Here is a 25,740-nt window from a genome sequence, read left to right on the forward strand (position 1 = left end):
CGTTCGCGAGGGGTAGGGTGATCTTCGTTGCGCCCCCGGCCGCCCAGGGTCCGGGCAGGGGGCCTTGACGAACCGCACGCAGCGCGCAATTCTCAGGACGCGTCGTCACAGGATCCGAATCCGAGGCATGGATCGACGACGAAGAGGGCAGTATCAACGTGCGTTGAGAGCAGCATGCCGAGGGCGTTGAGGACGACGAGGGTCACGAAAAATCGGGGCTGGACATCAGTGTGCCAAGTGGCTACACTGACCCTTTGCGCTGCCTGTTAGCTGTCCCCTGCCCGTCACCAGGGGCATGCCCTCGCTCGAGCACCGAAGACCGGATGATCTCTGAACTGGGATTTCTGTCTCTGTGCACGGGAGAGGGACCGGTACGCGCGTAGTGAGTCCGAGCCCTCGGAAGGACCCCCTCTTGGCCGCCTCGCGCACTGCCTCGACCGCGAATACGAACAACGGCGCCAGCACCGCCCCGCTGCGCATCTCTTTTGCAAAGATCAAGGAGCCTCTCGAGGTTCCCAACCTGCTCGCGCTGCAGACCGAGAGCTTTGACTGGCTGCTCGGGAACACCGCCTGGCAGAGTCGGGTCGAGGAGGCTCTGGAGTCCGGTCAGGACGTCCCCACCAAGTCCGGTCTCGAGGAGATCTTCGAGGAGATCTCCCCGATCGAGGACTTCTCCGGGTCGATGTCGCTGACGTTCCGCGACCACCGCTTCGAGCCGCCGAAGAACAGCATCGACGAGTGCAAGGAGCGCGACTTCACGTACGCCGCCCCGCTCTTCGTCACGGCCGAGTTCACGAACAACGAGACCGGCGAGATCAAGTCCCAGACGGTCTTCATGGGCGACTTCCCGCTCATGACCAACAAGGGCACCTTCGTCATCAACGGCACCGAGCGTGTCGTGGTGTCGCAGCTGGTCCGTTCGCCGGGTGTCTACTTCGACTCCTCCATCGACAAGACGTCCGACAAGGACATCTTCTCCGCCAAGATCATCCCGTCCCGGGGCGCCTGGCTGGAGATGGAGATCGACAAGCGCGACATGGTCGGTGTCCGCATCGACCGCAAGCGCAAGCAGTCCGTCACCGTCCTTCTGAAGGCGCTCGGCTGGACGACCGAGCAGATCCTCGAGGAGTTCGGCGAGTACGAGTCCATGCGCGCCACCCTGGAGAAGGACCACACCCAGGGCCAGGACGACGCGCTGCTCGACATCTACCGCAAGCTGCGTCCGGGCGAGCCCCCCACGCGTGAGGCCGCGCAGACGCTCCTGGAGAACCTGTACTTCAACCCCAAGCGCTACGACCTCGCCAAGGTCGGCCGCTACAAGGTCAACAAGAAGCTGGGCGCGGACGCCCCGCTGGACGCCGGCATCCTGACCGTCGAGGACATCATCTCGACGATCAAGTACCTGGTGAAGCTGCACGCCGGTGAGACCGAGACGGTCGGCGACAGCGGTCAGACGATCGTCGTCGAGACCGATGACATCGACCACTTCGGCAACCGTCGCCTGCGCAGCGTCGGCGAGCTCATCCAGAACCAGGTCCGCACGGGTCTGGCGCGTATGGAGCGCGTCGTCCGCGAGCGCATGACCACGCAGGACGTCGAGGCGATCACGCCGCAGACCCTGATCAACATCCGGCCGGTCGTCGCCTCCATCAAGGAGTTCTTCGGCACCAGCCAGCTGTCGCAGTTCATGGACCAGAACAACCCGCTGTCGGGTCTCACCCACAAGCGCCGTCTGTCGGCGCTCGGCCCGGGTGGTCTCTCCCGTGAGCGGGCCGGCTTCGAGGTCCGTGACGTGCACCCGTCCCACTACGGCCGCATGTGCCCGATCGAGACGCCCGAAGGCCCGAACATCGGTCTGATCGGTTCGCTGGCGTCCTACGGCCGGGTCAACGCGTTCGGCTTCGTGGAGACCCCGTACCGCAAGGTCGTCGACGGCCAGGTCACCGACGAGGTCGACTACCTGACGGCCGACGAGGAGGACCGCTTCGTCATCGCGCAGGCCAACGCCACGCTCAGTGACGACATGCGGTTCGAGGAGTCCCGGGTCCTGGTCCGCCGTCGTGGCGGAGAGGTCGACTACGTCCCCGGCGACGACGTGGACTACATGGACGTCTCGCCGCGCCAGATGGTGTCGGTCGCGACCGCCATGATCCCGTTCCTCGAGCACGACGACGCCAACCGTGCCCTCATGGGCGCGAACATGATGCGCCAGGCCGTGCCCCTGATCAAGTCCGAGGCCCCGCTCGTCGGCACCGGCATGGAGTACCGCTCCGCCGTCGACGCCGGCGACGTGGTCAAGGCCGAGAAGGCCGGTGTGGTCCAGGAGGTCTCCGCGGACTACATCACCACCGCGAACGACGACGGCACGTACATCACGTACCGCCTGGCCAAGTTCGCCCGCTCCAACCAGGGCACCTCGGTCAACCAGAAGGTCATCGTCAACGAGGGCGACCGGATCATCGAGGGCCAGGTCCTCGCCGACGGTCCGGCCACCCAGAACGGCGAGATGGCGCTCGGCAAGAACCTGCTGGTCGCGTTCATGCCGTGGGAGGGTCACAACTACGAGGACGCGATCATCCTGTCGCAGCGCCTCGTGCAGGACGACGTCCTCTCCTCGATCCACATCGAGGAGCACGAGGTCGACGCCCGTGACACCAAGCTCGGCCCCGAGGAGATCACCCGGGACATCCCGAACGTCTCCGAGGAGGTCCTCGCCGACCTCGACGAGCGCGGCATCATCCGCATCGGCGCCGAGGTCATCGCCGGTGACATCCTGGTCGGCAAGGTCACCCCGAAGGGCGAGACCGAGCTGACGCCGGAGGAGCGCCTGCTGCGCGCGATCTTCGGTGAGAAGGCCCGTGAGGTCCGTGACACCTCGCTGAAGGTGCCGCACGGCGAGACCGGCAAGGTCATCGGCGTGCGCGTCTTCGACCGCGAGGAGGGCGACGAGCTTCCCCCCGGTGTGAACCAGCTGGTGCGCGTGTACGTGGCGCAGAAGCGCAAGATCACCGACGGTGACAAGCTCGCCGGCCGGCACGGCAACAAGGGTGTCATCTCCAAGATCCTGCCGATCGAGGACATGCCGTTCCTGGAGGACGGCACCCCGGTCGACATCATCCTCAACCCGCTGGGTGTGCCGTCCCGAATGAACCCGGGACAGGTCCTGGAGATCCACCTCGGCTGGCTCGCCAGCCGCGGCTGGGACGTCTCCGGCCTCGCGGAGGACTGGGCGCAGCGCCTGCAGGTCATCGGCGCCGACCAGGTGGACCCGGGCACGAACGTCGCGACCCCCGTCTTCGACGGTGCGCGCGAGGACGAGCTCGCGGGTCTGCTGCAGCACACCATCCCGAACCGCGACGGCGAGCGCATGGTGCTCCCGTCCGGCAAGGCGAGGCTGTTCGACGGCCGCTCCGGCGAGCCGTTCCCGGAGCCGATCTCGGTCGGCTACATGTACATCCTCAAGCTGCACCACCTGGTCGACGACAAGCTGCACGCCCGCTCGACCGGTCCGTACTCGATGATCACCCAGCAGCCGCTGGGTGGTAAGGCCCAGTTCGGTGGCCAGCGATTCGGCGAGATGGAGGTGTGGGCGCTCGAGGCGTACGGCGCCGCCTACGCCCTCCAGGAACTGCTGACCATCAAGTCCGACGACGTCACCGGCCGCGTGAAGGTCTACGAGGCCATCGTCAAGGGCGAGAACATCCCCGAGCCCGGCATCCCCGAGTCCTTCAAGGTCCTCATCAAGGAGATGCAGTCCCTTTGCCTGAACGTGGAGGTGCTGTCCAGCGACGGTATGTCCATCGAGATGCGTGACACCGACGAGGATGTCTTCCGCGCTGCGGAGGAGCTCGGCATCGACCTGTCCCGGCGCGAGCCGAGCAGCGTCGAAGAGGTCTGACGGGAGTCCGGGAGCCTTCCTGGTGAAGGCTCCCGGCCCCAGGACCCCCGTATCAGACCCCAAGACTCACAACCCTGAGAGGGATTGACGCATAGTGCTCGACGTCAACTTCTTCGACGAGCTCCGGATCGGCCTGGCCACCGCTGACGACATCCGTCAGTGGAGCCACGGCGAGGTCAAGAAGCCCGAGACCATCAACTACCGCACCCTCAAGCCCGAGAAGGACGGACTCTTCTGCGAGAAGATCTTCGGTCCGACCCGGGACTGGGAGTGCTACTGCGGCAAGTACAAGCGCGTCCGCTTCAAGGGCATCATCTGCGAGCGCTGTGGCGTCGAGGTCACCCGCGCCAAGGTGCGCCGTGAGCGGATGGGCCACATCGAGCTGGCCGCGCCCGTCACGCACATCTGGTACTTCAAGGGTGTCCCGAGCCGCCTGGGCTACCTGCTCGACCTGGCTCCCAAGGACCTCGAGAAGGTCATCTACTTCGCGGCGTACATGATCACGTACGTCGACGAGGAGCGCCGCACCCGCGACCTGCCCTCCCTGGAGGCGCACGTCTCCGTCGAGCGGCAGCAGATCGAGAACCGCCGCGACGCCGACCTGGAGGCCCGCGCCAAGAAGCTCGAGGCCGACCTGGCCGAGCTGGAGGCCGAGGGCGCCAAGGCCGACGTGCGCCGCAAGGTGCGCGAGGGCGCCGAGCGCGAGATGAAGCAGCTGCGCGACCGCGCGCAGCGCGAGATCGACCGCCTCGACGAGGTGTGGACCCGGTTCAAGAACCTCAAGGTCCAGGACCTGGAGGGCGACGAGCTCCTCTACCGCGAGCTGCGCGACCGCTTCGGCACCTACTTCGACGGCTCGATGGGCGCCGCGGCGCTGCAGAAGCGCCTGGAGTCCTTCGACCTGGAGGAGGAGGCCGAGCGCCTCCGCGAGATCATCCGCACCGGCAAGGGCCAGAAGAAGACCCGTGCGCTCAAGCGCCTGAAGGTCGTCTCCGCGTTCCTGCAGACGTCCAACAGCCCCAAGGGCATGGTGCTCGACTGCGTGCCGGTCATCCCGCCGGACCTGCGTCCGATGGTGCAGCTGGACGGTGGCCGCTTCGCGACCTCCGACCTGAACGACCTGTACCGCCGTGTGATCAACCGCAACAACCGCCTGAAGCGCCTTCTCGACCTCGGTGCGCCCGAGATCATCGTGAACAACGAGAAGCGCATGCTCCAGGAGGCCGTCGACGCGCTCTTCGACAACGGCCGCCGCGGCCGCCCGGTCACGGGCCCCGGCAACCGTCCGCTGAAGTCGCTGTCCGACATGCTCAAGGGCAAGCAGGGCCGCTTCCGTCAGAACCTGCTCGGCAAGCGTGTCGACTACTCGGCGCGTTCCGTGATCGTCGTCGGTCCGCAGCTGAAGCTGCACCAGTGCGGTCTGCCGAAGGCGATGGCGCTGGAGCTGTTCAAGCCGTTCGTGATGAAGCGCCTGGTCGACCTGAACCACGCGCAGAACATCAAGAGCGCCAAGCGCATGGTGGAGCGCGGCCGCACCGTCGTGTACGACGTCCTCGAAGAGGTCATCGCCGAACACCCGGTGCTGCTGAACCGTGCTCCCACCCTGCACCGCCTCGGCATCCAGGCCTTCGAGCCGCAGCTGGTCGAGGGCAAGGCCATCCAGATCCACCCGCTCGTGTGCACCGCGTTCAACGCGGACTTCGACGGTGACCAGATGGCCGTGCACCTGCCGCTGTCCGCGGAGGCGCAGGCCGAGGCCCGCATCCTGATGCTGTCCTCGAACAACATCCTCAAGCCGGCCGACGGCCGTCCGGTGACGATGCCGACCCAGGACATGGTCCTCGGTCTGTTCTTCCTCACCACCGACGGCGAGATGCGGAACGTGAAGGGCGAGGACCGCTCCTTCGCGTCCGTGGCCGAGGCGATCATGGCGTTCGACGCCGGCGAGCTCTCGCTGCAGTCGCGCGTGGACATCCGCTTCCCGGTGGGCACCATCCCGCCGCGCGGCTGGACCCCGCCGGCCCGCGAGGAGGGCGAGCCGGAGTGGCAGCAGGGTGACAGCTTCCGGCTGAAGACCACGCTCGGCCGTGCGCTCTTCAACGAGCTGCTGCCCGAGGACTACCCGTTCGTCGACTACGAGGTCGGCAAGAAGCAGCTCTCCGAGATCGTCAACGACCTCGCCGAGCGCTACCCGAAGGTCATCGTGGCGGCGACGCTCGACAACCTGAAGGCGTCCGGCTTCTACTGGGCGACCCGTTCCGGCGTCACCGTGGCCATCTCCGACGTCGTCGTTCCCGAGGCGAAGAAGGAGATCGTCAAGGGCTACGAGGCGCAGGACGAGAAGGTCCAGAAGCAGTACGAGCGCGGTCTGATCACCAAGGACGAGCGCACGCAGGAGCTCATCGCGATCTGGACCAAGGCGACCAACGAGGTCGCCGAGGCGATGAACGAGAACTTCCCGAAGACCAACCCGATCTTCATGATGGTGAACTCGGGCGCCCGAGGGAACATGATGCAGATGCGTCAGATCGCCGGTATGCGCGGTCTGGTGTCCAACGCCAAGAACGAGACGATCCCGCGTCCCATCAAGGCGTCCTTCCGTGAGGGCCTGTCCGTGCTGGAGTACTTCATCTCCACGCACGGTGCCCGTAAGGGTCTGGCGGACACCGCCCTGCGTACCGCCGACTCGGGTTACCTCACCCGTCGTCTGGTCGACGTCTCGCAGGACGTCATCATCCGCGAGGAGGACTGCGGCACCGACCGCGGCCTGAAGCTGGCGATCGCCGAGCGCGGCGCGGACGGCGTGCTGCGCAAGGCGGACAACGTCGAGACCAGCGTGTACGCGCGCTGCCTCGCCGAGGACATCGTGGTCGACGGCAAGGTGCTGGCCCCGGCCGGCACGGACCTCGGCGACGTGCTCATCGACGAGCTGGTCCGGCACGGCGTGGAGACGGTCAAGACCCGCTCGGTCCTGACCTGCGAGTCCGCCGTCGGCACCTGCGCGATGTGCTACGGCCGTTCGCTGGCCACCGGCAAGCTGGTCGACATCGGTGAGGCGGTCGGCATCATCGCCGCCCAGTCCATCGGTGAGCCCGGCACCCAGCTGACGATGCGTACCTTCCACACCGGTGGTGTGGCCGGTGACGACATCACCCAGGGTCTGCCGCGTGTCGTCGAGCTCTTCGAGGCCCGTACCCCGAAGGGTGTGGCTCCGATCTCCGAGGCGAGCGGCCGCGTCCGCATCGAGGAGACCGAGAAGACCAAGAAGCTCGTCATCACCCCGGACGACGGCAGCGACGAGATGCCCTACCCGATCTCGAAGCGCGCCCGTCTGCTGGTCAGCGAGGGCGAGCACGTCGAGGTGGGCCAGAAACTCACCGTGGGTGCCACCAACCCGCACGACGTGCTGCGCATCCTGGGCCAGCGCGCCGTCCAGGTCCACCTGGTCGGCGAGGTCCAGCGGGTGTACAACTCGCAGGGTGTGTCGATCCACGACAAGCACATCGAGATCATCATCCGGCAGATGCTCCGCCGTGTGACGATCATCGAGTCCGGCGACGCCGAGCTGCTGCCCGGCGAGCTGGTCGAGCGCTCGAAGTTCGAGCAGGAGAACCGTCGTGTGGTCCAGGAGGGCGGTCACCCGGCCTCCGGCCGTCCGCAGCTGATGGGTATCACCAAGGCCTCGCTGGCGACCGAGTCGTGGCTGTCGGCGGCGTCCTTCCAGGAGACGACCAGGGTCCTCACGGACGCGGCGATCAACGCCAAGTCCGACTCCCTGATCGGCCTCAAGGAGAACGTCATCATCGGTAAGCTCATCCCGGCCGGTACGGGCCTGTCCCGCTACCGCAACATCCGGGTCGAGCCGACCGAGGAGGCCAAGGCCGCGATGTACTCGGCCGTCGGCTACGACGACATCGACTACTCGCCGTTCGGCACCGGCTCCGGCCAGGCCGTCCCGCTGGAGGACTACGACTACGGTCCGTACAACCAGTAGCGGCGAGCGTCCGCTCGAACCGACGGGCGGTCACCCTCAGGGGTGGCCGCCCGTCGGCGTTCTTCACGGTCCTGTCCCGATGCCGTGATTCACCGCCGTGGGACTGTGCCGAAAACGCCCGCTTGGCACATGATGGAGGGACTAGGGGTTGTGGGGGAGGTGCTCCGTGTCCGAACAGTCGTCGCGGCCCTGGCAGCAGGGGCCTCGTATGCCGCAGCCGTGGGCCGGCCAGGGCGTGCCGCAGCCGTGGCCGGGACAGAGCGTGCCGTCGGCGGCGTCGTCGGCGATGCTCGCCTCGCACGCCGACCGTGAGCGGACCGTGGACGTGCTCAGAGCGGGGTTCAGCGAGGGACGCCTGGAGCAGCCCGAGTTCGAGAAGCGGGTGGCACGCGCCTACGCGTCCCGCACGGTCGGGGAACTGGCCCTGCTGGTCGCCGACCTGCCGCACGGCCCGATGCCGCTGACGACGGCCCCGGCGCCGCTCCCGGGCACCTTCCTGCCGGTGCCCCCGGCACGGACCAACGGCAAGGCCGTGGGCGCCTTCGTCTGCGGTCTGCTGTGTGTGCCGACGATGGGCTTCACCGGCATCCCGGCGATCGTCCTGGGCCACACCGCCCGCGCCGAGATCCGCCGCACCGGCGAGCCCGGCGACGGCTTCGCCCTGACCGGTGTGATCCTCGGCTGGCTGGCCACCGGCTTCTGGGTCCTGGCGCTGGTGCTGGGGATGGTGTCGGCGGTCGTGGCGGGCGGCGGGTGACGGCGAGACGGTGGTGACGGCGCCGCGGGCCGGCCGGGTCTCAGCGCGGCCGCGAGGGGGCTGCTGATCCCGCTCCGCTCGACCGGCGCGCCCGTCCGTGCGACGGGGGCTCGGTGCGCCGGGGAAGTGAAGGCGTCACCCGTTCGACGTGCGAAGACGATGTATGGGCTTGACATGTGCCGCGTGATGATGCGGGCGGGGCCCATTTGTTTTGACCGCAGCGAATGAGGTAGGTACGCTCAGACCTTGTGCCTGGGGTGTGCCTTGGCTCTGCTGCGTGCCTTCAAACCGCACAGGAGCCGTGAACGGCCACCGTGATCCGTGCCTCTTTCTGCCGTCCGGTGGGAGTCCGCGGGATTCGACACACCCGACCGCGTGGGTCGGAGATGTTCCAGGTTAGCTGTACCTATCGGCACACAGAAACCGGAGAAGTAGTGCCTACGATCCAGCAGCTGGTCCGCAAGGGCCGGCAGGACAAGGTCGAGAAGAACAAGACGCCCGCACTCGAGGGTTCCCCTCAGCGTCGTGGCGTCTGCACGCGTGTGTTCACGACCACCCCGAAGAAGCCGAACTCGGCCCTGCGCAAGGTCGCGCGTGTGCGTCTGACCAGCGGGATCGAGGTCACCGCTTACATTCCGGGTGAGGGACACAACCTGCAGGAGCACTCCATCGTGCTCGTGCGCGGCGGCCGTGTGAAGGACCTGCCGGGTGTTCGCTACAAGATCATCCGCGGCTCGCTCGACACCCAGGGTGTCAAGAACCGCAAGCAGGCTCGCAGCCGTTACGGCGCCAAGAAGGAGAAGTAAGAATGCCTCGTAAGGGCCCCGCCCCGAAGCGCCCGGTCATCATCGACCCGGTCTACGGTTCTCCTCTGGTGACCTCGCTGATCAACAAGGTGCTGCTGAACGGCAAGCGCTCCACCGCCGAGCGCATCGTCTACGGCGCCATGGAGGGTCTGCGTGAGAAGACGGGCAACGACCCGATCATCACGCTGAAGCGCGCGCTGGAGAACATCAAGCCGACCCTCGAGGTCAAGTCCCGCCGTGTCGGTGGCGCCACCTACCAGGTCCCGATCGAGGTCAAGCCCGGTCGTGCCAACACCCTGGCGCTGCGCTGGCTGGTCGGTTACTCCCGCGCCCGTCGCGAGAAGACCATGACCGAGCGTCTCCTCAACGAGCTTCTCGACGCCTCCAACGGCCTCGGTGCGGCCGTGAAGAAGCGCGAGGACACCCACAAGATGGCCGAGTCCAACAAGGCCTTCGCGCACTACCGCTGGTAGTCGCTACCCACATCGAGACCGAGAGAAGACTGAAGCCTTATGGCTACCACTTCACTTGACCTGGCCAAGGTGCGCAACATCGGCATCATGGCCCACATCGACGCGGGCAAGACGACCACCACCGAGCGGATCCTGTTCTACACCGGTGTGTCTTACAAGATCGGTGAGGTCCACGACGGCGCTGCCACCATGGACTGGATGGAGCAGGAGCAGGAGCGTGGCATCACGATCACCTCTGCTGCCACCACCTGTCACTGGTCGCTGGAGAACGTCGACCACACCATCAACATCATCGACACCCCGGGTCACGTCGACTTCACCGTCGAGGTGGAGCGTTCCCTGCGCGTGCTCGACGGTGCCGTGACGGTGTTCGACGGCGTCGCCGGTGTCGAGCCCCAGTCCGAGACGGTGTGGCGTCAGGCGGACCGCTACGGCGTTCCGCGTATCTGCTTCGTGAACAAGCTCGACCGCACGGGTGCCGAGTTCCACCGCTGCGTCGACATGATCTCCGACCGTCTGGGCGCGCAGCCGCTGGTCATGCAGCTGCCGATCGGCGCCGAGGCCGACTTCAAGGGCGTCGTCGACCTGGTGACGATGAAGGCCTTCGTGTGGTCCGCCGAGGCGACCAAGGGCGAGATGTACGACGTCGTCGACATCCCGGCCACCCACACCGAGGCTGCCGAGGAGTGGCGCGGCAAGCTGCTCGAGGCCGTCGCGGAGAACGACGAGGAGCTGATGGAGCTGTACCTCGAGGGCGAGGAGCCCACCGAGGAGCAGCTCTACGCGGCGATCCGTCGGATCACCATCGCCTCCGGCAAGGGCACCGGCACCACGGTGACCCCGGTGTTCTGCGGCACCGCGTTCAAGAACAAGGGCGTGCAGCCCCTGCTCGACGCGGTCGTGCGCTACCTGCCGTCCCCGGTCGACATCGAGGCCATCGAGGGCCACGACGTCAAGGACCCCGAGGTCGTCGTCAAGCGCAAGCCGTCCGACGACGAGCCGCTGTCCGCGCTGGCGTTCAAGATCATGAGCGACCCGCACCTGGGCAAGCTCACCTTCGTGCGCGTCTACTCCGGCCGTCTCGAGTCCGGCTCCGCCGTGCTCAACTCGGTCAAGGGCCGCAAGGAGCGCATCGGCAAGATCTACCGTATGCACGCCAACAAGCGTGAGGAGATCGAGTCGGTGGGCGCCGGCGACATCGTCGCCGTCATGGGCCTGAAGCAGACCACCACCGGTGAGACGCTGTGCGACGAGAAGCAGCCGGTCATCCTGGAGTCCATGGACTTCCCGGCGCCGGTCATCCAGGTCGCCATCGAGCCCAAGTCGAAGGGCGACCAGGAGAAGCTCGGCGTCGCGATCCAGCGCCTGGCCGAGGAGGACCCCTCCTTCCAGGTCCACTCCGACGAGGAGACCGGCCAGACCATCATCGGCGGTATGGGCGAGCTGCACCTCGAGGTGCTGGTCGACCGCATGCGCCGTGAGTTCAAGGTCGAGGCCAACGTCGGCAAGCCGCAGGTCGCGTACCGCGAGACCATCCGCAAGGCGGTCGAGAAGGTCGAGTACACCCACAAGAAGCAGACGGGTGGTACCGGCCAGTTCGCCCGCGTCATCATCGCGATCGAGCCGATCGAGAGCGGCGACGCCTCGTACGAGTTCGTCAACAAGGTGACCGGTGGCCGCGTGCCGAAGGAGTACATCCCTTCGGTCGACGCGGGTGCGCAGGACGCCATGCAGTTCGGCATCCTGGCCGGCTACGAGATGACCGGTGTGCGCGTCACGCTGCTCGACGGCGCCTACCACGAGGTGGACTCCTCCGAGCTCGCGTTCAAGATCGCCGGTTCGCAGGCCTTCAAGGAGGCCGCGCGCAAGGCCAGCCCCGTGCTCCTGGAGCCGATGATGGCCGTCGAGGTCACCACGCCCGAGGACTACATGGGTGAGGTCATCGGCGACATCAACTCCCGCCGTGGCCAGATCCAGGCCATGGAGGAGCGGGCGGGTGCCCGCGTCGTGAAGGGCCTCGTGCCCCTCTCGGAGATGTTCGGCTACGTCGGAGACCTCCGCAGCAAGACGTCGGGTCGCGCAAGCTACTCGATGCAGTTCGACTCCTACGCCGAGGTTCCGCGGAACGTCGCCGAGGAGATCATCGCGAAGGCCAAGGGCGAGTAACGCACCGCGTTCACACGCCGTAGGCTTGACTCCGGAGCCTCACGGGACGGACACCCCCATCCGACGGTGTGCGTCCCAGGGCCCGGGCTTTCCAGCAAAGATCACCTGGCGCCGATGAAGTAAGGCGTACCAGAACCACTCCCAGGAGGACCCCAGTGGCGAAGGCGAAGTTCGAGCGGACTAAGCCGCACGTCAACATCGGCACCATCGGTCACATCGACCACGGTAAGACGACCCTCACGGCCGCCATTACCAAGGTGCTGCACGACGCGTACCCGGACCTGAACGAGGCCACCCCGTTCGACAACATCGACAAGGCGCCCGAGGAGCGTCAGCGCGGTATCACCATCTCCATCGCGCACGTCGAGTACCAGACCGAGGCGCGTCACTACGCCCACGTCGACTGCCCGGGTCACGCGGACTACATCAAGAACATGATCACCGGTGCCGCCCAGATGGACGGCGCGATCCTCGTGGTCGCCGCGACCGACGGTCCGATGCCGCAGACCAAGGAGCACGTGCTCCTGGCCCGCCAGGTCGGCGTTCCGTACATCGTCGTCGCCCTGAACAAGGCCGACATGGTGGACGACGAGGAGATCCTGGAGCTCGTCGAGCTCGAGGTCCGTGAGCTCCTCTCCGAGTACGAGTTCCCGGGCGACGACCTGCCGGTCGTCCGCGTCTCCGCGCTGAAGGCGCTCGAGGGCGACGAGAAGTGGACCGCCTCGGTCCTCGAGCTCATGAACGCCGTCGACACCTCCATCCCGGAGCCCGAGCGTGACGTCGACAAGCCGTTCCTGATGCCGATCGAGGACGTCTTCACCATCACCGGTCGCGGTACGGTCGTCACCGGCCGTATCGAGCGTGGTGTCCTCAAGGTCAACGAGACCGTCGACATCATCGGCATCAAGACCGAGAAGACCACCACCACGGTCACCGGCATCGAGATGTTCCGCAAGCTGCTCGACGAGGGCCAGGCCGGTGAGAACGTCGGTCTGCTGCTCCGCGGCATCAAGCGCGAGGACGTCGAGCGCGGCCAGGTCATCATCAAGCCGGGCTCGGTCACCCCGCACACCGAGTTCGAGGCGCAGGCCTACATCCTGTCCAAGGACGAGGGTGGCCGCCACACGCCGTTCTTCAACAACTACCGTCCGCAGTTCTACTTCCGTACGACGGACGTGACCGGCGTGGTGACCCTCCCCGAGGGCACCGAGATGGTCATGCCGGGTGACAACACCGAGATGAAGGTGGAGCTCATCCAGCCCATCGCCATGGAGGAGGGCCTGAAGTTCGCCATCCGTGAGGGTGGCCGGACCGTGGGCGCCGGCCAGGTCACCAAGATCAACAAGTGATCTTCGGCTGACCCGGTAGGTCTCTGAAGGGGCCCGTACGACTTCGGTCGTACGGGCCCCTTCGCCTTGCCCCCGCCCGGAGGCCCGACGGCGGTCCGGTGAAGTCCCGGCGAACCCCGCGGGACCGGCCGCCGAGAGTTGCGTCAACTCCGCGCCGGAGGCGTCCCGAATGTTGCTGTCCGCCCACTGTGGGCCGGTTGTGACGTCCTAGCGTGGACGTTCGCACTGGAGGCAGACAGGGGTGAGGGCTGATGTCCGTGATGGCCGACCGGCCGACACAGCGATTACGGACGGTGCGGGCGCACCGCGACGCGCCCCCGCCCCGGCGCGAGCGCCCCCGCCTGTACGCCGTCGACGGCATCCGCCTGCTCGCCGCCCTGATGGTCGCCGTGCACCACTACGCCGGCACCCGCCGCGTCGACCGGCCGCACAACGCCGTCTGGGACCGGCCGGCGTCCGACATCATGCCGAAGGTGTTCCACCTGGCCTCGTACGGCTGGATCGGCGTCGAGATCTTCTTCGTCATCAGCGGCTTCGTGATCTGCATGTCCTGCTGGGGCCGCACCCCGCGCCAGTTCTTCGTCTCCCGGGTGATCCGGCTGTACCCCGCCTACTGGTTCGCCATAGCGTTCACCACGGCCGTCCTGGTGGCCCTCCCCGGTGTCTGGGACCGCCTGCCCCTGAGCGACGTACTCCTCAACCTGACGATGCTGCAGTCGGGTTCGGGTGTGGCCAACGTCGACGGGGTGTACTGGACGCTCTGGTCGGAGCTCCGCTTCTACCTGCTGTTCCTGGTCGTCGTCGCGATGGGCCTGACCTACCGGCGGGTCGTGGTCTTCTGCTGCGTGTGGGGCGCCGCGGCGATGCTCGCCCCGGTGTCGAGGTTCCACCTGCTGGCCCTGGCCGCCGACCCGGGCGGCGCCTGGTACTTCATCGCCGGTCTGGCGCTCTACCTGATGCACCGCTTCGGCCAGGACCTGCTGCTGTGGGGCATCCTCGCGATGGCCTGGCTGATGGGGCAGCGGGAACTGGGGCTGCGCATCGACAACGTCGAGCACGTCTCCGGCTGGCGGGGGAGCGTGCTGATCTTCACGGCGTTCCTGCTCGCCATGGCCGCGATCGCGCTCGGCGCGACGGACCGGATCCGCTGGAGGTGGCTGGCGACGGCCGGGAGCCTGACGTATCCCCTGTACCTGCTGCACTACGCGGCCGGTACGGCGGTCATCAACCGCCTGCGGGACACCATGGACGCCCGTCTGCTGGTCGCGTCGGTGATCGCCGGGTTCCTGCTGCTGAGCTGGCTGGTGCACCGGTTCGTGGAGCGCCCGGTGGCGAGACTGCTGAAGCGCGGGCTGGACACGTCGTTCGCGCGGCTGCGGAACGCGGGGTGACCCGCCCGCGGGATGACCGAGGCGGGCGACGCGGGTCACGGCGTGGTGATCCTGCCGGACTGCCGGACTGCCGGCGTCGGACGGGGAACCGGTGAGTGTCCTGGCCTCACCGGACATCCCCCGCCCGCTTCCGGCGCCCAGCCGTCCGGCCGGGTCAGGGCCCCCGGGTCAGGGCCCTGGATCAGATGACGCCCTGTGCCAGCATCGCGTCCGCCACCCGCCCGAAGCCGGCGATGTTCGCGCCGGCCACGTAATCGCCGGGGGCGCCGTAGCGTTCGGCGGTCTCGGCGCAGGTGGTGTGGATGTCGGTCATGATGCGGGCCAGTTCGTTCTCGACCTGCTCGGCCTTCCACGACGTACGTGACGCGTTCTGCGTCATCTCGAGGGCGCTCACCGCGACCCCGCCCGCGTTCGCGGCCTTGCCTGGGCCGAAGGCGACTTGGGCCCGCTGCAGGAGTTGCACCGCGTCCGGGGTGGTCGGCATGTTCGCGCCTTCCGAGACCGCCTTCACGCCGTTGCGGATGAGCACGGCGGCGTCGTCGGCGTTCAGCTCGTTCTGCGTCGCCGACGGCAGGGCGAGGTCCGCCGGGACCTCCCAGACCCGCCCGCCGGGGACGAACCGCGCGGAGGCGCCGCGACGCTCGGCGTAGTCGCTCACCCGGCCGCGCTCGACCTCCTTGACCTGACGCAGCAGGTCCACGTCGATGCCCTTCTCGTCCACCACGTAGCCGCTGGAGTCCGAACAGGTCACCGGGTTGGCGCCGAGAGCCACCAGTTTCTGGATGGTGTAGATCGCGACGTTCCCGGAGCCGGAGACGACCGCCGTCTGCCCCTCGAGATCCTCACCGCGGGCGCGCAGCATGGCCTCCGCGAACAGCACGTTGCCGTATCCGGTCGCCTCCGGACGGATCAGCGAGCCGCCCCAGCCGGCGCTCTTGCCGGTCAGCACGCCGCCCTCCCAGCGGTTGGTGATCCGCCGGTACTGGCCGAACAGGTATCCGATCTCGCGGGCGCCGACCCCGATGTCACCGGCCGGGATGTCGGTGTACTCACCGATGTGCCGGTACAGCTCGGTCATGAAGGACTGGCAGAAGCGCATGACCTCCGCGTCGCTGCGCCCCTGCGGGTCGAAGTCGCTGCCGCCCTTGCCGCCGCCGATGCCGAGGCCGGTCAGCGCGTTCTTGAAGATCTGCTCGAAGCCGAGGAACTTGATGATCCCGAGGTTCACGGACGGGTGGAAGCGCAGGCCGCCCTTGTACGGGCCGAGGGCGCTGTTGAACTCGACGCGGAAGCCGCGGTTGACGTGGACCCGGCCCCGGTCGTCCTGCCAGGGCACGCGGAAGATGATCTGCCGCTCCGGCTCGATCAGCCGCTCGACGAGGCCCGGGTCGGCGTACTCGGGGCGGGCCGTGAGCACCCGGCCGAGGCTGTCCAGCACCTCGCGGGCGGCCTGGTGGAACTCGGGCTCCGCCGGGTTGCGGCGCTCGATCTCGGTGCGCAGGAATTCGAGGGCGGTCTTGGGGTCGGGGCGTGAGGTCACGGAGGTCCCTTTCAGGCACGGCTGACACCGGGACTGAGCCGGTGAAGGGCGCTCGGCGTCAATGCCGCGCGTGGGAATGCCGGCCGCCCGCATCCGCGAGCAGTCGGCGCCTAAGCGTTACCTCCATGTTGAAGAGAAGACCAAGAGGCCAGGACGGCGTTCCGCATGTGAGATCCCGTATACGAGAACGACACGCCGCAGAACCGGTCACGGCGTGGCGATGCCGGCCGGGCGGGCCGGGCGCCCGAAGCGGGCGGGGACGCCCGGCGAGTACAGGACGCTCACCGGTTCCCCCTCCGGTGCCGGCAGACCGGCCGCCATGACCAGGTCCTCGTCGCACTCGACGAGTTCGGCCCGGTGCAGCGGCCAGCGCGGATGGGCGTTGGGCAGATACATCGACCGGCCGAAGAAGGCCCCGTGCATGCCCCAGCGGGCGGTCAGGAAGTGCTCCAGCTCGGTGGGCTCCTCGACCGGCTCGCCCGTCCGCACGGTGATACGGCTCCGGGTGCCGCGCGGGCCCGGCCACCGCCGTGAGCTGGTGTACGTCACGGTGTCCCCGTCGTGCCGGATGTCCATCCGGGACCAGAGGTACGGCATGCGGAAGCCCAGGCGCCCGACCACCACGGGGATCAGGCGCGAGGCGTCCAGGGAGCGGAAGACGACGCCGCGCCGCCCGTGCGTGTCCACCGAGTACAGGCGGACGTTGGTCTCGGGGAACGTGCCGAGGTAGGGGACGCCCGGGAGGCGGAGCCAGCCCACGCGGTGCATGCGGAAGGCGACGAGACCGACGTACGTGACACCGTCCAGGGTGTCGGGCACGGCGCCCGCCGGCAGCAGACGGGCCACGTCGGCCGGGTCCACCGCCCAGTGCAGGAAGGTCAGGTCGAGCCAGGACTGGGTGAGCAGGGGCCGCGCGATGGCCTCGGGCGGGTCGGCCGTTATGGGGTGCGGGGGTATCGGCGGTCGTGGCTGCAGTGGTGCTGGTGACTGCGGTGTCGGAGGCACGGCGCCAGTGTCCCAGGCCTCAGCACGCCACCCGGGACCGGATCCACCGGCCCGCGGCGCCACCACGGTCCGCGGACGTTCATGGACTCGTCCTGCGGCAGACGCTGATCGTCATCCCGCGGACCCGCCACGGCCGGGAGCCTGACCTACCCCCTGTACCTGCCGCACTACGCGGCCGGAACGGCGGTCGTCAACCGCCTGCGGGACACCATGGAGCCCGTCTGCTGGTCGCATGACGCCTTTGGCACCTGCGCTCTGAGTTACCTTGTGCCCATGACAGGCATACAGGGGAATGCGCCGGCTCTGTCCTCGCTCTCGGCCGAGCAGGTGATGGCGCTCCCGCTCGAAACCCTCGCCCGCAGTGTCGTGGGTGATCTGATGAGGCCGGGCGGCAGCACGCCGAACATCTCCGGCTGGCTGCACCGGGTCCGCCGGGACTACCGGCAGCTGAAGGATCCGGAGGCGCTGGGCGCCATCAGTGAGGCGGTGGCGTGGCTACGGCTGCGAATGATCATCGTCGACGACCTGCGGCCCAGGTCTGAGGGCGACTGGGTCATGCTGAGCCGTCAAGGCGCCCAGTGGCTGCGGGGCGGCCCGCTCCCGCTCGACGCCACCGGCTGACCGCGGCCGACCGGCGCCCCTGCCACGGCCGCACACCGGTGACGCGCCCCGCTCCCGATGAGAATCGGGAGCGGGGCGCGTCGGCGTGAGCTGGCCCGTCGAGCAGACCGGTGCTACGGATTCACGACCTTGCCCCCGAAGGTGACGGCGAGGGCGCCGTTCGAGGCGAAGGACCAGCCGAGCGCCCCCGAGTAGGAGGAGCAGCGGGAGCCGTTGGTGCCGGTCCAGAACTGGTTGGAGCTGTCGGCGTCGCCGACCGTCTTGTCGTTCGACCCGCTGACCTTGAACCGGCAGGAGGTGTTGGTCCGGAACACCGAGGTGCCGGCGTCGAACGAGAAGTTGCGCTGGACGTTGTCGATGCTGGCGTTGTTCGAGATCGCCATCGTGCCGGGGTTGCTGTTGTACGTGAACCCGTGATGGCCGTTGTTGTAGGCGATGTTGTGCCGGACCGTGTGGTTGACGGCGATGTCCGAGCCGCCGAGCTTGTAGCCGTTGCGGTCGCCGTTGGTGTTCTGGGTGCCGTCGGTGAGGGTGCCGTTGTTGTAGGAGAGGGAGTACTCGATCGTCACCGGGCCGATGGCTCCGGTGTCGGTCTTGGTGTACAGGTCCCAGCCGTCGTCGATGTTGTTGTGGGCGACGTCGTAGCGGAAGACGTTTCCGGTGCCGGTGGTGAGCTTCGCGGCGAAGCCGTCGGCGTTCTCGCCGCCGGAGTCGGCGTTGTCGTGCGACTCCGAGCTCACGATCAGGTTGTTGGACGGCCACTGGGAGCTCGGGGTGCTGGAGGAGATCCGGCCGAGCTGCAGTCCGGTGTCGCGGTTGTAGGCGGTGACCACGCGCTCGACGACGTTGTTGCTGCCGCCGACGTAGATCCCGTTGTCCCCGGCGTGCTCGACGGTGAGGCCGTACAGGTGCCAGTAGTTGGCGTTGAGCTGCAGCCCGCGGTTGGACGAACTCTCGCTCTGCGCCGAGAAGTTCAGTATCGGGGTCTCGCCCGGGTAGGAGCTCAGGGTGGTGCGGGCGCTCGACGTGCCGTCGCTGCCGGCCGGGATCGTGACGGTCGAGGAGTAGTTGTAGGTACCGCCGCGCAGGTAGATGGTGCCGCCGGGCGCGATGCGGCTGATCGCGGTGGCGAGCGTTGTCGGGGCGGACTGCGTCCCGGCCGCACTGGCGGTGCCGCTGGGCGACACGTACTGCGTGGTGCTCGCGGCCTGCGCGGGAGCGCCGGACAGCGCGACCAGCGCGCCTGCCAGCAGACTGACGCACGCGATGACGGGCTTCACTTGCATGGTGGTGCCTCCGGTTCGTCCGTGACCAGGGGGGCCGTGCAGGAGAAAGCGCTTTCTCAGGGTCTGCATGGGAACGTAGAGCGCTTGCGATGGACGCGTCAAGATGCGTGTACGTGATTCATATTCACGAACATGAACGGGACCCGGGCTGCGCGGAGGGTGCGGGTTTGACCTGCGTCACCCTGCGGGTATTCTCTCCGGCTCGATTGGCCAGCACCCTGCCCCATATGGCAGACTGTCCGAGTTGCTCGGTCGAGTGTTGATGCTGCGCGCCTCCCGCCGGGGGGACCGGAAGCGAGTCCCACAGTACTCGTCGCCCTAACTGCCGTCAGGCAGCGCTGGGGCGGACGTACGGGAATCTTCCGGGAAGTGTCAGCGCGGCACCGGCCAGGCGCCCGGTGGACTTTCGTCCCCGGCTTGCGGTTCCGGAAGGGCCGTGTGCATTCCCCGCAGGGATGTTCGAACAAGGGACATCTTTGTCAGCGGGAGCGCGACACGCCCGACCGCGTGGGTCGGAGACGAAGGTGGAGTGACACCGAGTTCCAGAGCGTAAGAAGAGACAGGACTACTGAGTAGCCATGGCGGGACAGAAGATCCGCATCCGGCTCAAGGCCTACGACCACGAGGTCATCGACTCCTCGGCGAAGAAGATCGTCGAGACGGTGACGCGTACTGGTGCGTCGGTCGCGGGCCCGGTGCCGCTGCCCACTGAGAAGAACGTGTACTGCGTCATCAAGTCGCCGCACAAGTACAAGGACTCGCGCGAGCACTTCGAGATGCGTACGCACAAGCGCCTGATCGACATCCTCGACCCGACCCCCAAGACCGTTGACTCTCTGATGCGACTCGACCTCCCGGCCGGTGTCGACATCGAGATCAAGCTCTGAGGCGCGGTGATCTGAGAGATGGCTAAGCAGATCAAGGGCATCCTGGGCGAGAAGCTCGGTATGACGCAGGTGTGGGACGAGAACAACCGTGTTGTTCCGGTCACCGTCGTCAAGGCCGGGCCCAACGTCGTCACCCAGGTCCGTACGAACGACACCGACGGCTACGAGTCGGTCCAGATCGCCTTCGGCGAGATCGACCCGCGCAAGGTGAACAAGCCCCTCAAGGGCCACTTCGCCAAGGCCGACGTCACCCCGCGCCGTCACCTCGTCGAGATCCGTACCGCTGACGCCAGCGAGTACACCCTCGGCCAGGAGATCACCGCCGAGGTGTTCGAGGCCGGCGTGAAGGTCGACGTCACCGGCAAGAGCAAGGGCAAGGGCTTCGCCGGTGTCATGAAGCGCCACAACTTCAAGGGCCTCGGCGCCGGTCACGGCACCCAGCGCAAGCACCGCTCGCCCGGCTCCATCGGTGGCTGCGCCACCCCGGGCCGCGTGTTCAAGGGCCTCCGCATGGCGGGTCGCATGGGCAACGAGCGGGTCACCACCCAGAACCTGACCGTCCACGCCGTTGACGCGGAGAAGGGTCTGCTGCTCATCAAGGGCGCGGTTCCCGGTCCGAACGGCGGCCTCGTCCTGGTCCGCACCGCGGCCAAGGGGGCCTGAGGTAACCGATGAGCACTGTTGACATCCTTTCGCCGGCTGGCGACAAGGCCGGTACCGTCGAGCTCCCCGCGGAGATCTTCGGCGTTGAGAAGGTCAGCATCCCGCTGATCCACCAGGTCGTCGTCGCGCAGCTGGCCGCTGCCCGCCAGGGCACCCACAAGACCAAGACGCGTGGCGAGGTCCGCGGCGGCGGCAAGAAGCCGTACCGCCAGAAGGGCACCGGTCGCGCCCGTCAGGGTTCGACCCGCGCCCCGCAGTTCGCCGGCGGTGGCGTCGTCCACGGCCCGCAGCCGCGTGACTACTCGCAGCGCACCCCGAAGAAGATGAAGGCCGCGGCCCTGCGCCACGCCCTCACCGACCGGGCGCGTCACAACCGCATCCACGTCGTCTCCGGCGTGGTCGAGGGCGACAGCCCCAGCACCAAGGCCGCGAAGAGCCTGTTCGGCAAGATCAGCGAGCGCAAGAACCTGCTCCTGGTCGTCGACCGCGCCGACGAGGCCGCGTGGCTGTCCGCCCGCAACCTGCCCCAGGTCCACATCCTGGAGCCGGGCCAGCTGAACACGTACGACGTTCTCGTCTCGGACGACGTGGTCTTCACCCAGGCCGCTTTCGAGTCCTTCGTCGCCGGCCCGAACAAGGCCAACGACACCGAAGGGAGCGAGGTCTGATGGCCATCCGTCACCCCGCCATTGCCTCGAAGGCCGCCAAGGCCGCCAAGGCCGCGCGCGTCGCCAAGGCGCGTCGCCACGCCGCCGAGGGCAAGAACACCGTCGAGACGCCGCTGAGCAAGTCGTACACGGACCCCCGTGACGTGCTGCTGAAGCCGGTCGTCTCCGAGAAGAGCTACGCGCTCCTCGACGAGAACAAGTACACGTTCATCGTCGACCCGCGGGCCAACAAGACCCAGATCAAGGAGGCCGTCCAGGCGGTCTTCGACGTCAAGGTCACCGGGGTCAACACGATCAACCGCGCCGGCAAGCGCAAGCGGACCCGCACGGGTTTCGGCCAGCGTGCCGCCACCAAGCGCGCGATCGTGACCCTCGCCGAGGGCGACCGTATCGACATCTTCGGCGGTCCGACCGCGTAAGCGGGTCGGATCGTCCGATATCGGACGAGGACTGAGAAATGGGAATCCGCAAGTACAAGCCGACTACGCCGGGCCGTCGTGGCGCCAGCGTCGCCGACTTCGTCGAGGTCACGCGGTCCACGCCGGAGAAGTCGCTGGTTCGCCCGCTGCACAGCAAGGGCGGCCGTAACAACGCCGGTCGTGTGACCGTTCGCCACCAGGGTGGCGGACACAAGCGCGCCTACCGTCTGATCGACTTCCGTCGTCACGACAAGGACGGCGTGCCGGCGAAGGTCGCGCACATCGAGTACGACCCCAACCGCACCGCGCGCATCGCGCTCCTGCACTACGCGGACGGCGAGAAGCGCTACATCCTGGCCCCCAAGGGCCTGAGCCAGGGCGACCGGATCGAGAACGGCCCCGGCGCCGACATCAAGCCCGGCAACAACCTGGCGCTGCGCAACATCCCGGTCGGTACGACGATCCACTCCGTGGAGCTTCGTCCGGGCGGTGGCGCCAAGTTCGCCCGCTCCGCCGGTGCCTCCGTGCAGCTGCTCGCGAAGGAGGGCTCGATGGCCCACCTCCGCATGCCGTCCGGTGAGATCCGCCTGGTCGACCAGCGCTGCCGCGCCACGGTCGGCGAGGTCGGCAACGCCGAGCAGAGCAACATCAACTGGGGCAAGGCCGGCCGTAAGCGCTGGCTGGGCGTCCGCCCGACCGTTCGCGGTGTGGCGATGAACCCGGTTGACCACCCCCACGGTGGTGGTGAGGGCAAGACCTCCGGTGGTCGCCACCCGGTCAGCCCCTGGGGTCAGAAGGAAGGTCGTACTCGTGCTCCCAAGAAGGCGAGCAACAAGTACATCGTCCGCCGCCGCAAGACGAACAAGAAGCGCTAAGGACGGGTTGAGATGCCTCGTAGCTTGAAGAAGGGGCCCTTCGTCGACGACCACCTGATGAAGAAGGTGGACGCCCAAAACGAAGCCGGCACCAAGAACGTCATCAAGACCTGGTCCCGCCGCTCGATGATCGTCCCGGCCATGCTCGGCCACACTCTGGCGGTGCACAACGGCAAGACCCACATCCCGGTGTTCGTCACCGAGTCGATGGTCGGCCACAAGCTCGGCGAGTTCTCGCCGACCCGCACCTTCCGGGGCCACGTCAAGGAAGACCGGAAGTCGAAGCGCCGCTAGTAGCGGATCGCATTCAGACACGTAAGTAACTCTGAAGGGACAACCATGGAAGCCAGGGCCCAGGCGCGGTACATCCGCGTCACGCCCATGAAGGCCCGCCGTGTGGTGGACCTCATCCGTGGCATGAACGCCACGGAGGCCCAGGCTGTTCTGCGATTCGCTCCGCAGGCAGCCTCGGTTCCGGTCGGCAAGGTGCTGGACAGCGCCATCGCCAACGCCGCGCACAACTACGACCACACCGACGCCGACAGCCTCTTCGTCTCCGAGGCCTACGTCGACGAGGGCCCGACCCTGAAGCGGTTCCGTCCGCGCGCCCAGGGCCGTGCCTACCGGATCCGCAAGCGGACCAGCCACATCACCGTGGTCGTCAGCAGCAAGGAAGGAACCCGGTAATGGGCCAGAAGGTAAACCCGCATGGGTTCCGGCTCGGTGTCACCACGGACTTCAAGTCCCGTTGGTACGCCGACAAGCTGTACAAGGACTACGTCAAGGAAGACGTCGCCATCCGTCGGATGATGACGTCCGGCATGGAGCGCGCCGGCATCTCCAAGGTCGAGATCGAGCGCACCCGTGACCGCGTGCGGGTGGACATCCACACCGCTCGTCCGGGCATCGTCATCGGCCGCCGCGGCGCCGAGGCCGACCGCATCCGCGGCGACCTCGAGAAGCTCACCGGCAAGCAGGTCCAGCTGAACATCCTCGAGGTCAAGAACCCCGAGACCGACGCCCAGCTGGTCGCCCAGGCCGTCGCCGAGCAGCTCTCCTCCCGCGTCTCCTTCCGCCGTGCCATGCGCAAGAGCATGCAGTCGGCGATGAAGGCCGGCGCCAAGGGCATCAAGATCCAGTGCGGTGGCCGTCTCGGCGGCGCCGAGATGTCCCGCTCGGAGTTCTACCGCGAGGGCCGTGTGCCCCTGCACACGCTCCGCGCGAACGTCGACTACGGCTTCTTCGAGGCCAAGACGACCTTCGGCCGCATCGGTGTGAAGGTCTGGATCTACAAGGGCGACGTCAAGAACATCGCCGAGGTTCGCGCCGAGAACGCTGCCGCCCGTGCGGGTAACCGCCCGGCCCGCGGTGGCGCCGACCGCCCGGCCCGTGGTGGCCGCGGTGGCGAGCGGCGCGGTCGCAAGCCGCAGCAGGCTGCCGGCGCCGAGGCCCCCAAGGCCGAGGCTCCCGCCGCCGCTCCGGCTGAGAGCACCGGAACGGAGGCCTGACCGTCATGCTGATCCCCCGTAGGGTCAAGCACCGCAAGCAGCACCACCCGGGACGCAGCGGCGCTGCCAAGGGCGGCACGACTGTTGCGTTCGGCGAGTACGGTATCCAGGCGCTGACCCCGGCGTACGTGACGAACCGTCAGATCGAGGCCGCTCGTATCGCCATGACGCGTCACATCAAGCGTGGCGGCAAGGTCTGGATCAACATCTACCCGGACCGTCCCCTCACCAAGAAGCCGGCCGAGACCCGCATGGGTTCCGGTAAGGGTTCGCCGGAGTGGTGGATCGCCAACGTCAAGCCCGGACGTGTGATGTTCGAGCTGTCGTACCCCAACGAGAAGATCGCCCGTGAGGCGCTGACCCGTGCGGCCCACAAGCTGCCGATGAAGTGCCGGATCGTCAAGCGCGAGGCAGGTGAAGCGTGATGTCGGCCGGTACCAAGGCGTCCGAGCTGCGCGAGCTGGGCAACGAGGAGCTTCTGGCGAAGCTCCGCGAGGCCAAGGAAGAGCTGTTCAACCTCCGCTTCCAGGCGGCGACCGGTCAGCTCGAGAACCACGGTCGGCTGAAGGCCGTCCGCAAGGACATCGCGCGGATCTACACCCTGATGCGTGAGCGCGAGCTGGGCATCGAGACGGTGGAGAGCGCCTGATGAGTGAGAGCAACGTGACTGAGCAGACTGCAGAGGCCCGCGGCTTCCGCAAGACCCGTGAGGGTCTCGTCGTCAGCGACAAGATGGACAAGACCGTCGTCGTCGCCGTCGAGGACCGTGTCAAGCACGCGCTGTACGGCAAGGTCATCCGCCGTACGAACAAGCTCAAGGCCCACGACGAGCAGAACGCCGCGGGTGTCGGCGACCGCGTCCTCCTCATGGAGACCCGGCCGCTGTCCGCGACGAAGCGCTGGCGCGTCGTCGAGATCCTCGAGAAGGCCAAGTAATCCCCGTAGGGGATTCCGCAAGTTGCAGCATTCTCCTGCGGGGCACCCCTCGCAGGACAGTTCCGCCAGGCTCCGGGGGCCGCTCACCGAGCGGCCCCCGGGGAACCGGCAGACATTCAGGAGATAGACGTGATCCAGCAGGAGTCGCGACTGCGTGTCGCCGACAACACTGGTGCGAAGGAGATCCTTTGCATCCGTGTGCTCGGTGGCTCCGGTCGCCGCTACGCGGGCATCGGTGACGTCATCGTCGCCACCGTCAAGGACGCGATCCCCGGTGGCAACGTGAAGAAGGGTGACGTCGTCAAGGCGGTCATCGTTCGCACCGTCAAGGAGCGCCGCCGTCCGGACGGCTCGTACATCCGCTTCGACGAGAACGCCGCCGTCATTCTGAAGAACGACGGCGACCCTCGCGGCACCCGCATCTTCGGCCCGGTCGGGCGTGAGCTGCGCGAGAAGAAGTTCATGAAGATCATCTCGCTGGCTCCGGAGGTGCTGTAA

At 67.5% G+C, this 25,740-nt stretch carries 23 protein-coding genes and 1 pseudogene; 21 read left to right on the forward strand and 3 right to left on the reverse strand.

The features are described 5' to 3' along the window. The first annotated feature begins 412 nt into the window (after nucleotides 1-412). From rpoB to ACZ5GT_RS20860, 8 genes are all read left to right on the forward strand, one after another. Nucleotides 413-3,898, forward strand: coding sequence for a DNA-directed RNA polymerase subunit beta (gene rpoB, locus ACZ5GT_RS20825; protein ID WP_469026644.1), 3,486 nt, complete (start codon nucleotides 413-415; stop codon nucleotides 3,896-3,898). A gap of 94 nt (nucleotides 3,899-3,992) precedes the next feature. Next, nucleotides 3,993-7,892, forward strand: coding sequence for a DNA-directed RNA polymerase subunit beta' (locus ACZ5GT_RS20830; RefSeq protein WP_469026647.1), 3,900 nt, complete (start codon nucleotides 3,993-3,995; stop codon nucleotides 7,890-7,892). A gap of 166 nt (nucleotides 7,893-8,058) precedes the next feature. Continuing rightward, entirely contained in the window at nucleotides 8,059-8,649 is a 591-nt protein-coding gene (locus ACZ5GT_RS20835) for a DUF1707 and DUF4190 domain-containing protein (protein WP_469026650.1), read from the forward strand. A 434-nt stretch (nucleotides 8,650-9,083) separates the two neighbouring features. Further along, nucleotides 9,084-9,455, forward strand: coding sequence for a 30S ribosomal protein S12 (gene rpsL / locus ACZ5GT_RS20840; protein ID WP_003948652.1), 372 nt, complete (start codon nucleotides 9,084-9,086; stop codon nucleotides 9,453-9,455). Nucleotides 9,456-9,457: 2 nt separating this feature from the next. After that, nucleotides 9,458-9,928, forward strand: coding sequence for a 30S ribosomal protein S7 (gene rpsG, locus ACZ5GT_RS20845; protein ID WP_003992340.1), 471 nt, complete (start codon nucleotides 9,458-9,460; stop codon nucleotides 9,926-9,928). A 39-nt stretch (nucleotides 9,929-9,967) separates the two neighbouring features. After that, nucleotides 9,968-12,094, forward strand: a complete 2,127-nt coding sequence (fusA, locus tag ACZ5GT_RS20850) for an elongation factor G (protein ID WP_469026657.1) — start codon at nucleotides 9,968-9,970, stop codon at nucleotides 12,092-12,094. Between the two features lie 155 nt (nucleotides 12,095-12,249). Then, nucleotides 12,250-13,443, forward strand: a complete 1,194-nt coding sequence (gene tuf / locus ACZ5GT_RS20855) for an elongation factor Tu (protein ID WP_469026660.1) — start codon at nucleotides 12,250-12,252, stop codon at nucleotides 13,441-13,443. A gap of 251 nt (nucleotides 13,444-13,694) precedes the next feature. Then, the gene (locus tag ACZ5GT_RS20860) at nucleotides 13,695-14,834 is read left to right on the forward strand and encodes an acyltransferase family protein (RefSeq protein ID WP_469026664.1); all 1,140 of its coding nucleotides are present in this window, start codon (nucleotides 13,695-13,697) and stop codon (nucleotides 14,832-14,834) included. 181 nt (nucleotides 14,835-15,015) lie between these two features. Here the strand turns inward: ACZ5GT_RS20860 and gdhA are convergent, their stop codons facing one another. Together gdhA and ACZ5GT_RS20870 are read right to left on the reverse strand one after the other, a co-directional pair. Then, the gene (gene gdhA / locus ACZ5GT_RS20865) at nucleotides 15,016-16,374 is read right to left on the reverse strand and encodes an NADP-specific glutamate dehydrogenase (protein ID WP_469026671.1); all 1,359 of its coding nucleotides are present in this window, start codon (nucleotides 16,372-16,374) and stop codon (nucleotides 15,016-15,018) included. A gap of 207 nt (nucleotides 16,375-16,581) precedes the next feature. Further along, nucleotides 16,582-17,379, reverse strand: a complete 798-nt coding sequence (locus ACZ5GT_RS20870) for a YqjF family protein (RefSeq protein ID WP_469026678.1) — start codon at nucleotides 17,377-17,379, stop codon at nucleotides 16,582-16,584. A gap of 273 nt (nucleotides 17,380-17,652) precedes the next feature. Between ACZ5GT_RS20870 and ACZ5GT_RS20875 the strand changes: the two genes are divergently transcribed. Further along, nucleotides 17,653-18,000, forward strand: coding sequence for a hypothetical protein (locus ACZ5GT_RS20875; protein WP_469026683.1), 348 nt, complete (start codon nucleotides 17,653-17,655; stop codon nucleotides 17,998-18,000). Nucleotides 18,001-18,113: 113 nt separating this feature from the next. On the opposite strand, the pseudogene ACZ5GT_RS20880 reads toward ACZ5GT_RS20875, so the two are convergent. Continuing rightward, nucleotides 18,114-19,196, reverse strand: a pseudogene (locus ACZ5GT_RS20880) (right-handed parallel beta-helix repeat-containing protein); the annotation flags it as partial. A 668-nt stretch (nucleotides 19,197-19,864) separates the two neighbouring features. Here ACZ5GT_RS20880 and rpsJ point away from each other — a divergent pair. From rpsJ to rplN, 12 genes are all read left to right on the forward strand, one after another. Continuing rightward, a complete protein-coding gene (gene rpsJ / locus ACZ5GT_RS20885) occupies nucleotides 19,865-20,173 on the forward strand; it encodes a 30S ribosomal protein S10 (protein WP_003948644.1) in 309 nt (102 codons plus the stop codon). 18 nt (nucleotides 20,174-20,191) lie between these two features. Beyond that, the gene (gene rplC, locus ACZ5GT_RS20890; protein ID WP_356627496.1) at nucleotides 20,192-20,836 is read left to right on the forward strand and encodes a 50S ribosomal protein L3; all 645 of its coding nucleotides are present in this window, start codon (nucleotides 20,192-20,194) and stop codon (nucleotides 20,834-20,836) included. A gap of 8 nt (nucleotides 20,837-20,844) precedes the next feature. Beyond that, nucleotides 20,845-21,504 carry a 50S ribosomal protein L4 gene (gene rplD, locus ACZ5GT_RS20895; RefSeq protein WP_469026694.1) on the forward strand — a complete coding sequence of 220 codons (660 nt, stop codon included), beginning with the start codon at nucleotides 20,845-20,847 and terminating at the stop codon, nucleotides 21,502-21,504. After that, nucleotides 21,504-21,923, forward strand: a complete 420-nt coding sequence (gene rplW / locus ACZ5GT_RS20900) for a 50S ribosomal protein L23 (RefSeq protein WP_324789184.1) — start codon at nucleotides 21,504-21,506, stop codon at nucleotides 21,921-21,923. The genes rplD and rplW overlap by 1 nt, the downstream gene beginning before the upstream one ends. A gap of 38 nt (nucleotides 21,924-21,961) precedes the next feature. Beyond that, nucleotides 21,962-22,798: a 50S ribosomal protein L2 gene (gene rplB, locus ACZ5GT_RS20905; RefSeq protein ID WP_351890875.1), complete on the forward strand. Its 837-nt coding sequence runs from the start codon at nucleotides 21,962-21,964 to the stop codon at nucleotides 22,796-22,798. A gap of 12 nt (nucleotides 22,799-22,810) precedes the next feature. Further along, entirely contained in the window at nucleotides 22,811-23,092 is a 282-nt protein-coding gene (gene rpsS, locus ACZ5GT_RS20910) for a 30S ribosomal protein S19 (protein WP_030233885.1), read from the forward strand. 45 nt (nucleotides 23,093-23,137) lie between these two features. Next, on the forward strand, nucleotides 23,138-23,485 hold the full coding sequence (gene rplV, locus ACZ5GT_RS20915) for a 50S ribosomal protein L22 (protein WP_363040971.1): 348 nt from the start codon (nucleotides 23,138-23,140) through the stop codon (nucleotides 23,483-23,485). After that, the gene (gene rpsC, locus ACZ5GT_RS20920; RefSeq protein WP_014674374.1) at nucleotides 23,485-24,306 is read left to right on the forward strand and encodes a 30S ribosomal protein S3; all 822 of its coding nucleotides are present in this window, start codon (nucleotides 23,485-23,487) and stop codon (nucleotides 24,304-24,306) included. The genes rplV and rpsC overlap by 1 nt, the downstream gene beginning before the upstream one ends. A 5-nt stretch (nucleotides 24,307-24,311) precedes the next feature. Beyond that, entirely contained in the window at nucleotides 24,312-24,731 is a 420-nt protein-coding gene (gene rplP / locus ACZ5GT_RS20925; RefSeq protein WP_007494765.1) for a 50S ribosomal protein L16, read from the forward strand. Then, a complete protein-coding gene (gene rpmC / locus ACZ5GT_RS20930; protein ID WP_003974259.1) occupies nucleotides 24,731-24,955 on the forward strand; it encodes a 50S ribosomal protein L29 in 225 nt (74 codons plus the stop codon). The genes rplP and rpmC overlap by 1 nt, the downstream gene beginning before the upstream one ends. Then, entirely contained in the window at nucleotides 24,955-25,242 is a 288-nt protein-coding gene (rpsQ, locus tag ACZ5GT_RS20935) for a 30S ribosomal protein S17 (protein WP_003992363.1), read from the forward strand. The genes rpmC and rpsQ overlap by 1 nt, the downstream gene beginning before the upstream one ends. A gap of 129 nt (nucleotides 25,243-25,371) precedes the next feature. After that, nucleotides 25,372-25,740, forward strand: a complete 369-nt coding sequence (gene rplN, locus ACZ5GT_RS20940) for a 50S ribosomal protein L14 (RefSeq protein ID WP_003998823.1) — start codon at nucleotides 25,372-25,374, stop codon at nucleotides 25,738-25,740.

It is taken from the genome of Streptomyces sp. NPDC031340, assembly GCF_055569945.1.

Excerpts from the sequence above, each read along its gene's own strand:
- rplP (WP_007494765.1), top strand. The coding sequence starts at position 24,312 with ATGCTGATCCCCCGTAGGGTCAAGCACCGCAAGCAGCACCACCCGGGA.
- rplD (WP_469026694.1), top strand. The coding sequence starts at position 20,845 with ATGAGCACTGTTGACATCCTTTCGCCGGCTGGCGACAAGGCCGGTACC.
- rpsS (WP_030233885.1), top strand. The coding sequence starts at position 22,811 with ATGCCTCGTAGCTTGAAGAAGGGGCCCTTCGTCGACGACCACCTGATG.
- rpsC (WP_014674374.1), top strand. The coding sequence starts at position 23,485 with ATGGGCCAGAAGGTAAACCCGCATGGGTTCCGGCTCGGTGTCACCACG.
- ACZ5GT_RS20875 (WP_469026683.1), top strand. The coding sequence starts at position 17,653 with ATGACAGGCATACAGGGGAATGCGCCGGCTCTGTCCTCGCTCTCGGCC.
- ACZ5GT_RS20860 (WP_469026664.1), top strand. The coding sequence starts at position 13,695 with ATGTCCGTGATGGCCGACCGGCCGACACAGCGATTACGGACGGTGCGG.
- rplV (WP_363040971.1), top strand. The coding sequence starts at position 23,138 with ATGGAAGCCAGGGCCCAGGCGCGGTACATCCGCGTCACGCCCATGAAG.
- fusA (WP_469026657.1), top strand. The coding sequence starts at position 9,968 with ATGGCTACCACTTCACTTGACCTGGCCAAGGTGCGCAACATCGGCATC.
- rplC (WP_356627496.1), top strand. The coding sequence starts at position 20,192 with ATGGCTAAGCAGATCAAGGGCATCCTGGGCGAGAAGCTCGGTATGACG.
- rpsJ (WP_003948644.1), top strand. The coding sequence starts at position 19,865 with ATGGCGGGACAGAAGATCCGCATCCGGCTCAAGGCCTACGACCACGAG.
- rpmC (WP_003974259.1), top strand. The coding sequence starts at position 24,731 with ATGTCGGCCGGTACCAAGGCGTCCGAGCTGCGCGAGCTGGGCAACGAG.
- rpsG (WP_003992340.1), top strand. The coding sequence starts at position 9,458 with ATGCCTCGTAAGGGCCCCGCCCCGAAGCGCCCGGTCATCATCGACCCG.
- rplW (WP_324789184.1), top strand. The coding sequence starts at position 21,504 with ATGGCCATCCGTCACCCCGCCATTGCCTCGAAGGCCGCCAAGGCCGCC.
- rplB (WP_351890875.1), top strand. The coding sequence starts at position 21,962 with ATGGGAATCCGCAAGTACAAGCCGACTACGCCGGGCCGTCGTGGCGCC.
- rpsQ (WP_003992363.1), top strand. The coding sequence starts at position 24,955 with ATGAGTGAGAGCAACGTGACTGAGCAGACTGCAGAGGCCCGCGGCTTC.